Raw genomic sequence first — 11,952 nt, 5'->3', positions numbered from 1 at the left:
GAGCAACCTGCATGTCTAAATCAGTACAGAGTAACAGTGCGGTGCTGGTGCACTTCACCCTTAAGCTCGACGATGGCTCCACCGCAGAGTCAACCCGCAATAACGGCAAGCCTGCGCTGTTTCGCCTGGGCGACGATTCTCTGTCTGAAGGACTGGAACAACACCTGCTGGGGTTAAAAGAAGGTGATAAAACCACTTTTGCTCTGGAGCCGGATGCCGCCTTCGGCGTGTCCAGCCCGGACTTAATTCAGTATTTCTCGCGTCGGGAATTTATGGACGCGGGCGAGCCAGAAATTGGCGCTATCATGCTCTTTACCGCAATGGACGGCAGTGAGATGCCTGGTGTGATCCGCGAAATCAACGGTGACTCGATCACGGTTGATTTCAACCATCCGCTGGCCGGGCATACCGTTCATTTTGATATTGAAGTGCTGGAAGTCGAACCGGCACTGGAGGCGTAAAATGCAGATCCTGTTGGCCAACCCGCGCGGTTTTTGCGCTGGCGTAGACCGCGCTATCAGCATTGTGGAAAACGCGCTGGCTATTTACGGCGCACCGATTTATGTCCGTCATGAAGTGGTGCATAACCGCTATGTGGTGGATAGCCTGCGCGAGCGCGGCGCTATTTTTATTGAGCAAATCAGCGAAGTACCGGATGGCGCGATCCTGATTTTCTCCGCTCATGGCGTGTCTCAGGCGGTGCGTAACGAAGCCAAAGGCCGCGACCTCACGGTTTTTGATGCGACCTGCCCGCTGGTAACGAAAGTGCATATGGAAGTTGCCCGCGCTAGCCGTCGCGGTGAAGAGTCAATTTTAATTGGTCACGCCGGGCATCCGGAAGTTGAAGGCACGATGGGCCAGTACAGTAACCCGCAGGGGGGAATGTATCTGGTCGAATCACCTGAAGATGTGCTGAAACTGAATGTAAAAAATGAAGGCAAATTGTCCTTCATGACGCAGACTACTCTCTCCGTTGATGACACCTCTGACGTTATTGACGCGTTGCGAAGCCGTTTCCCGAAAATTGTCGGGCCGCGCAAAGACGATATCTGTTATGCCACGACCAACCGTCAGGAAGCGGTCCGTGCGCTGGCGGAGCAGGCCGATGTTGTGCTGGTGGTCGGCTCGAAAAACTCTTCTAACTCCAACCGTCTGGCTGAACTGGCCCAACGAATGGGGAAAGCGGCGTATCTGATTGACGATGCGACCGATATCCAGGAAGCGTGGGTGAAAGAAGCCAGGTGCGTGGGCGTGACGGCCGGTGCCTCGGCGCCTGATATCCTGGTTCAAAACGTGATTGCTCGCCTGCAGGAGCTTGGCGGTGGGGAAGCTATTCCGCTGGCAGGGCGTGAAGAAAACATCGTTTTCGAAGTACCGAAAGAGCTGCGTGTGGATGTTCGTGAAGTAGAGTAAGTCTTTCCGGTTACGATTATGAGAAGATGCCAGACTTAACGTCTGGCATTTTTTTATGGAGAAACCATGCGCTTACCGATCATTCTTGATACCGATCCCGGCATTGATGATGCTGCCGCTATTGCCGCCGCGCTGTTTGCCCCTGAGCTGGATCTGCAACTGATGACCACGGTAGCAGGTAATGTGTCGGTGGAAAAAACCACCCGTAATGCATTGCAACTGCTGCACTTCTGGAATGCGGATATTCCACTGGCGCAGGGGGCATCGATGCCGCTGGTGAGACCGCTACGAGATGCCGCTTCCGTACACGGTGAATCAGGTATGGAAGGGTATGAATTTGTCGAACATGACCGCCAGGTGATGGCAAAACCTGCCTTCCAGGCCATTCGCGATGCGTTGATGCATGCCCCGCAGCCTGTGACGCTGGTGGCAATTGGCCCCCTGACCAACATTGCGCTGCTGCTGACTCATTATCCTGAATGCATATTCAACATTCACCGTCTGGTGATTATGGGCGGTTCTGCCGGGCGCGGGAACTTCACGCCAAACGCCGAGTTTAATATTGCTATTGATCCCGAGGCCGCCGCAAAAGTCTTCCAGAGCGGGCTGGAGATTGTGATGTGTGGGCTGGATGTCACTAATCAGGCCATGCTCACGCCTGACTATCTGGCGACGTTGCCGCAGCTTAACCAGACGGGAAAAATGCTGCACGCGCTGTTTAGCCATTACCGTAGCGGCAGTATGAATACGGGGCTACGAATGCACGACCTGTGCGCTATTGCCTGGCTGGTGCGCCCGGAACTGTTTACCCTGCAGCCGTGCTTCGTGGCGGTTGAAACCCAGGGTGAATATACCTCGGGTACGACGGTGGTGGACATTGAAGGACGTTTAGGGCATCCGGCAAATGCCCTGGTCGCGCTGGGGCTGGACGTTGAGGGGTTCCAGCAGTGGGTGGCAGAGGTACTGACGCTGGCACCTTGAGGCTGTGATCCGGCCCGCAATATGCAGATAGCGATAGCAGGTTAATCGATTAATCTGCTAATCTGATCCTGTTGTTCTCCTCGGGCCGGAGACACATATGAACCTTTCTTTTATCCAGCCACCGCAGGTGGCGTGGGCAAGCGGCGCTTTAGCTGATGGCCTGTTATTGCGTAAATCCACCCGTATTGAGGATCTTCCAGACGTTTTTGCCGATGAACACGCCCGTCAACAGCTGGTTGGCGAGCAGGTCGTGTATGACGTCGAGATGCTGGATACCTCTCCCGCTGAAGGTGAACTCTACACCGGTGTTACCCATCTTTACCCTGGCCGGGTCGGCTGTGAGTATTTTATGACCCGCGGGCATTTCCATGCGCGCCGCGAACAGGGGGAAGTCTATTTTGGTCTGCGTGGCACCGGTTTGCTGCTGTTGCAAACTGAGCAGGGCGAGGCGAGGCTGGAAAAAGTATTCGCGGGATCTGTCCACATTATCCCCGGCTTTACCGCGCATCGGTTAATCAACACCGGGGAAGAGGTTCTGTCGGCGCTCGCCGTATGGCCAGGGATTGCGGGTCATGATTATGCAGCGCTCGCCAGCGGCTTCAGAATAAGGGTCTTTGAGGAAAATAAGACGGTTCAGGCGAAGGAGGTACAGAATGGGTGACTTAGCGCATTCTTACGGCCTGGATATGACGGTCCATCATCACCCGCTTGGTTTTAGCTATGGGGATGAGGTTACCGGGCCGATGCCGGAGATTCGTCAACTCGACCAGATTCGCGCCTCGCTGCGCGATCCGCACTGTGAAGGGCCGCAAGAGGTGTATGCCATAGCGATGGATGTGGCGCGAATGCAGGATCGCGAAGAGTTGAAAAAGCGGATGCTGTTGTTTGGTGTGGTGACCTATGCGGCGGGACGGCTGGGAGAAGAGCCGGTGCGTAGTCAGGGACATATTCATCGTATTAGTCAGCACAGCGGCTGGTCTCCGCCGGAGCTTTATGAAATCTGGCAGGGAAAAGCGATCATTTATATGCAGGAATATGTTGAGGACGACCCAGGCCGCTGTTTTGCTGTAATTGCCGGACCCGGTGAGAAAGTGTTGGTACCACCCGGTTGGGGGCATGCGACTATATCCGCAGACCCGGATGTACCGTTAACCTTTGGCGCGTGGTGCGATCGTGAATATGGTTTTGAGTACGACGCTGTGCGTGCGCATAAAGGACTGGCATGGTATCCGCTGCTGCAGGGCAACAACGTTATCTGGCAGCATAATCCGCGTTACATCCCTGGACGACTGCAGGCCGTTACGCCCAGACAATATACGGAATTCTCGATTACCTCCGCACCTGTTTATCAACAATTCATCGAGGACCCGGCGCGTTTCCAATTTATCTCACGCCCGGACAAGCACCCCGAGCTATGGCAAAACTTTCATCCATAAAAAAACCGGGGCATAGCCCCGGTTGTACCGTTTTCTTTGTGTTATCCCGCAAACAGGCCCGTGGCGACGCCGAGGGCGGCCAGTATCAACAGTAAAATCATCGCTTTCACTGGTGATACACCGCGCTTGGCCATCAGATACCAGGTACCAAGCACCACAATCAGCGGCAGTAACTGCGGGAAGATACCGTCCAGCATCTGTTGAACATGGATATTCACCCCATCTTTGGTAATAAACTCCAGCCCGGTGCCAAGCTTAACGTAGCTGGCCGCCACGCCCCCCATGACAAACACACCCAGCAGCGATAACGCTTCACGCAGACGGGCAGACTTGCTGCTCACCAGCATTTCCACCGAGCCAGAACCCATTTTGTAGCCTTTCAGGAACAAGAACCACGAACCGGGAATGATGATGGCCAGCCAGGCAACGGTATAAAACAGCGGCCCGAGAATGTTACCGCCGGCCGCCAGGGCCATGCCGATGCTGAGCAGGATAGGGATCAGCATGCCAGGGATCATTGAATCGCCGATCCCGGCAATAGGGCCCATCAGGCCAACCTTCAGGGTATTGATGGTCTCCCCATCGATCGGCTCACCGTTCGCTTTTTTCTCCTCCAGCCCCAGCACCATGCCGTTTACGATCGCGCCTATCTGGGGTTCCGTATTATAGAATGAGGCATGACGGCGCAGCATTTCAGTACGTTGGGCTGCGTCGGGATAGAGCTTTTTCGCCACCGGAAGCATACTCAGACAAAAGCCAAAAGATTCCAGACGTTCAAAACTCATCGATGACAAGTTGTGCATCATCCATGCGCGCCAGCAGCGGCGAAGATCTTTACGCGTAAGTGTACGTTCTTCCATCAGAATTCATCCTCATCATCATCGGCTACCGACTTTGCATTCGCGGCCTGCGGCGGTTCCGGTTTGTAGTTGTAATGGATCAACGCCAACAGCGAACCGACGATCACCAGCGCGACCATGTTGAGTTTTAAAAATACGATGCAGACAAAACCGACGAGGAAGTAGATCAGCATGGTGTAGTTTTTGATGATCTGCTTCAGCAAAATCGCGATCCCGACGGCGGGTAAAATGCCGCCCAGTACGTTCATCGTTGACAGAACTATTTTCGGCAAGCTGTCCATAAAACCGCTGATGTATTGCGCGCCGAAGTAAACCGCAATAAAAGTTGGCACAAAACGCAGGACAAAGTTTGTCACCTGTGGCCAGATGGCGCTGTTCAGGTAAATACCGCGTTCGTCGCCCCGTTCCAGCGCCACATCTGCCCGGTGATTCCAGAAAGAGTTCAGTACCATCATCGCGTTAAACAAAATGGTTCCGGCGATACCGATGGTCGCCGCCAGCGCGACCGCGACCTCGGGGCCTTTTCCTGAAAGGATCCCTAAAGCGATTGCGGGGTAAGCGACAAAGTTGAGATCGGCCGGCATCGAACCGCCAGGCGTTACCATCGCGATATATACCGCCTGAACCGCGACGCCAATCATGATCCCGGTTTTAATGTCGCCGAGAATAATCCCGACCAGCATTCCAGAAATCAGCGGGCGGGTGATCAGATACCAGCCGCCGGTCAGCCCCAGAAGCCAGGGACTGCTGAGGGCGCCGAGATAGCAAAGTATGCCAATCAACGTAGCTTCGATAATCATCGTGCGCTCCTTATTTCAGCTTCTGACGTGCGTCCTGCCAGCTGTAGCAACTGGCATCAGGAACCAGGCGAAACTCAACCAGGTGCCCATGTTGCGTCAGCCAGTCAAAGGCGGCAATTTCATCCCCGTTGACCGACTGATTCGGGCCGATGGTGGTGGTATCAGCACGCGCGCTCATCGGACCTACATTAATCTTGCCGTTGGCATTTTTCAGGCTGATACCTGCTTCTTCAATGCGTTTGAGCGTGACGGGTGATTTGCCAATGACGAAATAACGTTTCTCGCTGGCAATGACTTTTGGCAATTTTTCAATCGCGGTGGCCGTATCAAACAACCAAACTTTGGTGTCCTGTACGGCGCCTTTCATCACCGAAGAGAGCAAAGGGTCGGCCGCGACGGCGTCGTCTATAGCAACGATCCCATCACAGGGCAGCTCTTTGGCCCAACGTGTCACGAGCTGCCCATGGATTACGCGGTCATCGATACGTACAAAAGAAATACTCATAGTGTTTTCCTTTAAAAATCGTCGGACTGAACGGATAAAACCGGGGCGGCTTTAATCAGCGTGGGTATCGTCAGCGCCAACAGCTCGACGGCTGCGGCGTGAACATCCGTTAAATGGCAAATCTCCTCGCTTTGTAACAGCATCGGGAAATTGACCCCCGCTACGACGGCAACGGGAGGAACCGTTTGTGAAGAAAAAGCATGATGACAGGCGACATTCCACGGCGTACCGCTTTGCATGTCACACAGCACCAGTACGCCGTCAGCGTCTTTTCCGGCACTGGTGAGAACCTGTGAGAACGTCGCTTTAAACCCTTCGATACCTGCCTGTTCACTCAGCGTGACGGGGTAAATATGCGGTAATTCTCCATAAACCATACGACCGCTGGCGAGAAGCGCGTCCGCCAGGGGACCATGGGTGGCAACAATTACGTTAATCATGCGCTTATCCTCTAACCCAGGCTTTAATCGTGGCGAGCTGTTGACCGACGCCTTTGCCAAACGGCGAAATACGATATTCTCCGACGGCGGCAGGGATGATAAAGGTCTCTGCATAGTTGACGACAAACGGGGGAAACGCGCCGCTCGGGCTTTCAACAACGGCCTGCGCACCTTCGACCAGGTTCAGGACGTTGACGCCGCCATGGGTATGGTGAGTGACCGGTGCCGTAAACCAATGGCGACGCGTTTCGATAAATTCGCGTTCGTGCATTCCGGTTCTTTCTTCCCGCCAACCCTCCCCTTCAGCAAGGGGTTCAATACGGTTGACGAGGTTGTCGTGCACCCATTGCGTGTCGCGCTGCCAGTCAATAACCTGCTGACCGTGATCCAGATGCACCGGACGCGGTAAGCCGTCTAACCCTAAGCGGCCCCAATCCCACAGCTTGAAGGTGAAGATATAGGGCGTTGCGCTGATCTCCAGCACCATGGTTCCTGCACCCGAGCAGTGTACGGTTCCGGCAGGGATCAGGAAGTGATCGTGTTTATGTGCAGGGATCTGGTTAACGAATCGTTCATCATCAAAGGTTTTTTCGCCACGACCCGCGGCCCGGAGGTCGTCGAGCATATCCTGCGGTGCGATCCCGGTTTTGGTCCCGAGATACACCACGGCGTCCGGCTCGGCTTCGAGAATGTAATAGCTCTCATCCTGGGTATAGTGCATACCAAACTGCTGTTGAATGTACTCAGTGAGCGGATGAACCTGAAAACTCAAATTCTGGCCGCCAATAGTGTCGAGGAAGTCAAAACGGATCGGGAATTCCGCGCCAAAGCGTGCGTGAACTTTTTCACCCAGCAGGGGGCGGGGACAGGTCAGCACCAGATCCTGAGAGGGGATCTCGATCCGCACGTTGCCAAAACGCAGTAACAGGCTGTTTTCCTCGGGCACGCAATCAAAACACCACGCGTAATTGGGGGCTGAGGGATCGAGATCGAAGCGTTGTTTCATCCATTGCCCGCCCCAGACGCCTGGGTCAAAGAAAGGGGCAACGCGAAACGGTTGTTCGGTGGTTTGTTGCAGACCGGCGCGTAACGCGTCGCCGCTGACCATCGCGGGACTATTTTCTACCGTGGTATCGAGCAAATAATCGGCGCGTTTGAGTAACGGCGTTTTGTGTTTGTCGAATACCCGCCATTCAATGAAAAAAGCACGTTTGTAACGACGAAGAATATCTTCATCCTGGTTTTCTGCACCCCAGTTACCCAGCCCGTTATGACGCATACGCTGTTGAATTTCCCAGCGCGGAAGATCGGCATAAACCAGTACGTCACCAGGGTGTGCCAGCGCAGCGCCCGAGCCGTACACGACAACCAGCCCTGTGGTAACGGCATCAATCTGTTGGCGGAGTTGGCTGAGTTTGTCGCTATCAAAAAATTCATCCAGGTGATGACAGGAGAGAACGCCGAATACGCGATCGTCGGTAAGGTTACGCGCCAGTAAATCATGCAGGGCCTGCTCATCGCGGCGGGCGGATTCAATATTTAGCACCAGTGCGGTATCTAATGTCGTAACAAGCTGTTGCTCCAGCTCGTCAAGCCGCACGCCCGGATAGCAATCCACGATCAATACGGTTTTGGCGGCGGTAGAAACCCTGGTGTTAAGCACTGAATGAATTGACGACCAACCCTGCCAGGCGTGGTTGTCATAGCCCTGAACGTTAACCTCAGGGAATTTATTATAGGTTGTACGCATATTCTGTCTCCGTGTTGGCTTATTTAAGATTAATCGATTAACCTTATTTTCATAGTGTGGTTAACGCGATTAACCCGCCATAATCAGAATCCAGTGCGGTGAAATGCACGTTAGCGTGATGTGAATCACACGTAAAAAGGCAATATTTCGGTTATTCGATTAACCTTCGAAATAAACAGGAGAGGTCATGACTACAGTCACGCTGGCGCAGGTTGCTGAACGCGCGGGAGTCTCCACGGCAACCGTTTCAATGGTGTTGCGTAACCGGGGGCGCATTTCTCAGGCCACACGTGACAGGGTGCTCAAAGCGCTGGACGATGCCGGCTATGTTTATAATCAAACCGCCGCCAACCTGCGTAACCGGAGCAGTAATCAGGTCGGATTGTTGTTACACGATATCACTAACCCTTTTTACGGTGAGATGACTGCAGGGCTAAGCCATGAGATGGAGCGGCATGACCTGCTTCTGTTTCTGGCAAACAGTGAAGAGTCAGGGGAGCGGCAGCAAAAATTTGTCGACTCGTTGATGCGCAATAATGCCTGCGGCATGGTGCTCTGCGCGGCGCGCGAAACACCGACCTCCTTCTTCGAGGCGCTGAAAAGGCGCAATATTCCCGCCATCATGGTGGTTCGCCCTCTTAGCGATCCTGATTTTGATTTTGTGGGAACCGATAACTTTCTCGGTACGCAAATGGCCACCACCCATTTAGTCAAAATGGGGCATAAGAATATTGCGTTTATCGGTGGTAGCCCAAGTTCCGGGAGCCGGGCACAGCGTATCGGTGGATTCACCAGCACGTTGCTGGAGCAGGGAATATCGCCGAATCCGCAATGGATAGTGGCGACGCAGGCCAGCCAGATTGACGGCGCAAAAGTGGCAGAGTCGCTTCTTATGCGGTTCCCGGAAATTACCGCCGCCGTTTGTTATCAGGATATTGTGGCGCTTGGGGTTATGCAGGCATTACGTAAAATGGGGCGTGAACCAGGGCGCGATTTTGCGCTGGTGGGGTTCGATGACATCACCGAGGCGGCGCTGGTACAACCTGCGCTCACCACCGTGTCGGTGGCCGCAAAAGAGATAGGTCGCAAGGCTGGGGAGCTACTTTATAGTCGCATTCAGGGAAATGACGAACCTCCGAAACGCATTATTCTGCCACCTGCGCTGGTGGTCAGAGAATCATGTGGTTTTCGCTGATCGTCATGCCTTTTACTGATATCTCTCCCTGTTTATCATTAAATTCTAATTATCGACGTTTTCGGCTGGCGGCGCAGCGATGTGCTGGTTAATCTGAAAACGATTTACGTAAAATTAACAAAAGAGAATAGCTATGCATGATGCACAAATCCGCGTTGCCATCGCGGGAGCCGGAGGGCGCATGGGGCGTCAGTTGATTCAGGCCACTCTTGGCATGGATGGCGTACAGCTCGGCGCGGCGCTGGAGCGCGAAGGTTCTTCTTTGCTGGGAAGCGATGCCGGAGAATTAGCGGGAGCCGGTAAAACGGGCGTTACCGTGCAAAGTAGTCTTGAGGCGGTGAAAGATGATTTTGATGTTTTCATCGATTTTACTCGCCCGGAAGGCACGCTGGCGCATCTGGCGTTTTGCCGCCAGCACGGTAAAGGGATGGTGATTGGCACCACCGGTTTTGATGACGCGGGCAAACAGGCTATTCGTGATGCTGCGCAGGATATTGCTATCGTTTTCGCCGCGAACTTTAGCGTTGGCGTTAACGTCATGCTTAAGCTGCTGGAGAAGGCGGCGAAAGTGATGGGTGATTACACCGATATTGAGATTATTGAAGCCCATCACCGTCATAAAGTGGATGCGCCGTCAGGCACTGCGCTGGCGATGGGGGAGGCGATTGCCGGGGCGCTGGATAAAGATTTAAAAGAGTGTGCCGTCTATTCGCGTGAAGGTTACACCGGTGAGCGCGTACCCGGTACGATCGGTTTTGCCACGGTGCGGGCGGGAGATATCGTTGGTGAGCATACCGCGATGTTTGCCGATATTGGCGAGCGCATTGAGATCACGCATAAAGCCTCCAGCCGTATGACCTTTGCCAATGGCGCAGTACGATCGGCAATTTGGCTGAAATCAAAGTCAAACGGTCTTTTTGATATGAAAGATGTGCTTGATTTACGCAGTTTATAACTTTTATTACCCTTCGTGATGTGGTTATTGTAATCATAACTATTTGATTACATAGGGCAATATTTTATTGCCCTTTTATTTTTCGCTTTTTAATTTGATTTTTTATTTAATGACCTATTTGTTGATGTTTTGCAGGGTTATTTTGTTATTTCAATGTAAATTTTGACCAAATGGTCCACTTTTATCTATCGCGCTTCCTGTTTTTACACTCTTTATCTTCCGCAAGCGTTTTCCACCCCAAGTTAGCTGATCTTTTTGCCTGTTAAATCGTGTGTTTTATCTCAGTGGCGTAAAATAATAATAAAAAATGCCCTTTTGGGTAGACTTTTACGTGGGCTATCTCTAGAATGCCGCCGTTTGCCAGAAATCCATAGGTAAGCAAATTTGCATTGATTCATGAGGTGTTAATGAATTAATATGCAAATAAAGTGAGTGAATATTCTCTGGAGGGTGTTTTGATTAAGTCAGCGCTATTGGTTCTGGAAGACGGAACCCAGTTTCACGGTCGGGCCATAGGGGCAACAGGTTCGGCGGTTGGGGAAGTCGTTTTCAATACTTCAATGACCGGTTATCAAGAAATCCTCACTGATCCTTCCTATTCCCGCCAAATCGTCACTCTTACTTATCCTCATATCGGTAATGTCGGCACCAATGAAGCCGATGCAGAATCTTCTCAAGTACATGCGCAAGGCCTGGTCATCCGCGACCTGCCGCTGATTGCCAGCAACTTCCGCGATACCGAAGACCTCTCTTCTTACCTCAAACGCCATAATATTGTGGCAATTGCCGATATCGATACCCGTAAGCTGACGCGTTTGCTGCGTGAAAAGGGCGCACAGAACGGCTGCATTATCGCGGGTGATAACCCGGATGCGGCGCTGGCGCTGGAAAAAGCGAAAGCCTTCCCAGGTCTGAACGGTATGGATCTGGCGAAAGAAGTGACCACCGCGGAGCCTTATAGTTGGACGCAAGGAAGCTGGACGCTGGCCGGTGACCTGCCGGAAGCTAAATCCGCCGATGAACTGCCGTTCCACGTAGTGGCCTACGATTTTGGCGCTAAACGTAACATTCTGCGTATGTTAGCGGATCGCGGCTGCCGCCTGACGGTTGTGCCGGCGAAAACCTCTGCTGAAGATGTTCTGAAGATGAATCCGGACGGTATCTTCCTGTCCAACGGTCCTGGCGATCCGGCGCCGTGCGACTACGCGATTACCGCGATTCAGAAATTCCTCGAAACCGATATTCCGGTATTTGGCATCTGCCTCGGCCATCAGCTGCTGGCGCTGGCAAGCGGTGCGAAGACCATTAAGATGAAGTTTGGCCACCACGGCGGCAACCATCCGGTAAAAGATATTGATAACAACACCGTGATGATCACCGCTCAGAACCACGGTTTTGCGGTCGAGGAGGCCTCCATGCCTGCCAACCTGCGCGTGACCCACAAGTCGCTGTTCGACGGCACCCTGCAGGGGATTCATCGTACCGACAAACCGGCGTTCAGCTTCCAGGGGCACCCTGAAGCAAGCCCGGGTCCACACGACGCTGCGCCGCTGTTCGACCACTTTATCGAGTTAATTGAGCAATACCGTCAGTCCGCGAAATAATCAGGAGTAAAAG

At 53.2% G+C, this 11,952-nt stretch carries 13 protein-coding genes; 8 read left to right on the top strand and 5 right to left on the bottom strand.

Going from position 1 to position 11,952, the window contains the following annotated elements; all coding sequences use genetic code 11:
• Positions 1-11: 11 nt before the first annotated feature.
• The 5 genes from fkpB (at position 12) to HV229_RS21330 (ending at position 3,830) form a co-directional block, all read left to right on the top strand.
• Positions 12-461, top strand: coding sequence for an FKBP-type peptidyl-prolyl cis-trans isomerase (fkpB, locus tag HV229_RS21350; protein WP_181546329.1), 450 nt, complete (start codon positions 12-14; stop codon positions 459-461).
• Position 462: 1 nt separating this feature from the next.
• Positions 463-1,413, top strand: coding sequence for a 4-hydroxy-3-methylbut-2-enyl diphosphate reductase (gene ispH / locus HV229_RS21345; RefSeq protein WP_016155658.1), 951 nt, complete (start codon positions 463-465; stop codon positions 1,411-1,413).
• Positions 1,414-1,479: 66 nt separating this feature from the next.
• Complete coding sequence (gene rihC / locus HV229_RS21340; protein WP_047358352.1) at positions 1,480-2,394, top strand: ribonucleoside hydrolase RihC; 915 nt, start codon at positions 1,480-1,482, stop codon at positions 2,392-2,394.
• Positions 2,395-2,491: 97 nt separating this feature from the next.
• The gene (locus tag HV229_RS21335) at positions 2,492-3,055 is read left to right on the top strand and encodes a glucose-6-phosphate isomerase family protein (protein WP_181546327.1); all 564 of its coding nucleotides are present in this window, start codon (positions 2,492-2,494) and stop codon (positions 3,053-3,055) included.
• Entirely contained in the window at positions 3,048-3,830 is a 783-nt protein-coding gene (locus tag HV229_RS21330) for a glucose-6-phosphate isomerase family protein (RefSeq protein WP_047414458.1), read from the top strand. The genes HV229_RS21335 and HV229_RS21330 overlap by 8 nt, the downstream gene beginning before the upstream one ends.
• A gap of 41 nt (positions 3,831-3,871) precedes the next feature.
• Here HV229_RS21330 and HV229_RS21325 read toward each other — a convergent pair whose 3' ends face one another.
• The 5 genes from HV229_RS21325 to HV229_RS21305 are packed head-to-tail and all read right to left on the bottom strand — an operon-like array spanning position 3,872 to position 8,185.
• Entirely contained in the window at positions 3,872-4,690 is an 819-nt protein-coding gene (locus HV229_RS21325; protein WP_016151643.1) for a PTS system mannose/fructose/sorbose family transporter subunit IID, read from the bottom strand.
• A complete protein-coding gene (locus HV229_RS21320) occupies positions 4,690-5,490 on the bottom strand; it encodes a PTS sugar transporter subunit IIC (protein WP_016151644.1) in 801 nt (266 codons plus the stop codon). The genes HV229_RS21325 and HV229_RS21320 overlap by 1 nt, the downstream gene beginning before the upstream one ends.
• Before the next feature lie 10 nt (positions 5,491-5,500).
• Entirely contained in the window at positions 5,501-5,995 is a 495-nt protein-coding gene (locus tag HV229_RS21315; protein ID WP_003837349.1) for a PTS sugar transporter subunit IIB, read from the bottom strand.
• Positions 5,996-6,006: 11 nt separating this feature from the next.
• Positions 6,007-6,435, bottom strand: coding sequence for a PTS fructose transporter subunit IIA (locus HV229_RS21310; protein WP_047358350.1), 429 nt, complete (start codon positions 6,433-6,435; stop codon positions 6,007-6,009).
• Positions 6,436-6,439: 4 nt separating this feature from the next.
• Positions 6,440-8,185, bottom strand: a complete 1,746-nt coding sequence (locus tag HV229_RS21305) for a class I mannose-6-phosphate isomerase (protein WP_016155664.1) — start codon at positions 8,183-8,185, stop codon at positions 6,440-6,442.
• Between the two features lie 187 nt (positions 8,186-8,372).
• Between HV229_RS21305 and HV229_RS21300 the strand changes: the two genes are divergently transcribed.
• The 3 genes from HV229_RS21300 (at position 8,373) to carA (ending at position 11,939) form a co-directional block, all read left to right on the top strand.
• Positions 8,373-9,380: a LacI family DNA-binding transcriptional regulator gene (locus HV229_RS21300; RefSeq protein WP_016151647.1), complete on the top strand. Its 1,008-nt coding sequence runs from the start codon at positions 8,373-8,375 to the stop codon at positions 9,378-9,380.
• Positions 9,381-9,513: 133 nt separating this feature from the next.
• Positions 9,514-10,335: a 4-hydroxy-tetrahydrodipicolinate reductase gene (gene dapB, locus HV229_RS21295; RefSeq protein ID WP_016151648.1), complete on the top strand. Its 822-nt coding sequence runs from the start codon at positions 9,514-9,516 to the stop codon at positions 10,333-10,335.
• Positions 10,336-10,790: 455 nt separating this feature from the next.
• Positions 10,791-11,939 (top strand): glutamine-hydrolyzing carbamoyl-phosphate synthase small subunit, encoded by a 1,149-nt coding sequence (carA, locus tag HV229_RS21290; RefSeq protein ID WP_103283466.1) that lies wholly within the window; start codon positions 10,791-10,793, stop codon positions 11,937-11,939.
• The last annotated feature ends 13 nt before the right edge of the window (positions 11,940-11,952 follow it).

The organism is Citrobacter sp. RHBSTW-00524, assembly GCF_013747755.1.
GTDB lineage: Bacteria > Pseudomonadota > Gammaproteobacteria > Enterobacterales > Enterobacteriaceae > Citrobacter > Citrobacter braakii.
The sequence above is the reverse complement of the archived record's forward strand: the minus strand, read 5'-3'. Positions and strand labels throughout refer to the sequence as shown.

Coding starts and splice junctions, on each gene's coding strand:
- fkpB (WP_181546329.1), top strand. CDS start 12: ATGTCTAAATCAGTACAGAGTAACAGTGCGGTGCTGGTGCACTTCACC.
- ispH (WP_016155658.1), top strand. CDS start 463: ATGCAGATCCTGTTGGCCAACCCGCGCGGTTTTTGCGCTGGCGTAGAC.
- rihC (WP_047358352.1), top strand. CDS start 1,480: ATGCGCTTACCGATCATTCTTGATACCGATCCCGGCATTGATGATGCT.
- HV229_RS21335 (WP_181546327.1), top strand. CDS start 2,492: ATGAACCTTTCTTTTATCCAGCCACCGCAGGTGGCGTGGGCAAGCGGC.
- HV229_RS21330 (WP_047414458.1), top strand. CDS start 3,048: ATGGGTGACTTAGCGCATTCTTACGGCCTGGATATGACGGTCCATCAT.
- HV229_RS21325 (WP_016151643.1), bottom strand. CDS start 4,690: ATGGAAGAACGTACACTTACGCGTAAAGATCTTCGCCGCTGCTGGCGC.
- HV229_RS21320 (WP_016151644.1), bottom strand. CDS start 5,490: ATGATTATCGAAGCTACGTTGATTGGCATACTTTGCTATCTCGGCGCC.
- HV229_RS21315 (WP_003837349.1), bottom strand. CDS start 5,995: ATGAGTATTTCTTTTGTACGTATCGATGACCGCGTAATCCATGGGCAG.
- HV229_RS21310 (WP_047358350.1), bottom strand. CDS start 6,435: ATGATTAACGTAATTGTTGCCACCCATGGTCCCCTGGCGGACGCGCTT.
- HV229_RS21305 (WP_016155664.1), bottom strand. CDS start 8,185: ATGCGTACAACCTATAATAAATTCCCTGAGGTTAACGTTCAGGGCTAT.
- HV229_RS21300 (WP_016151647.1), top strand. CDS start 8,373: ATGACTACAGTCACGCTGGCGCAGGTTGCTGAACGCGCGGGAGTCTCC.
- dapB (WP_016151648.1), top strand. CDS start 9,514: ATGCATGATGCACAAATCCGCGTTGCCATCGCGGGAGCCGGAGGGCGC.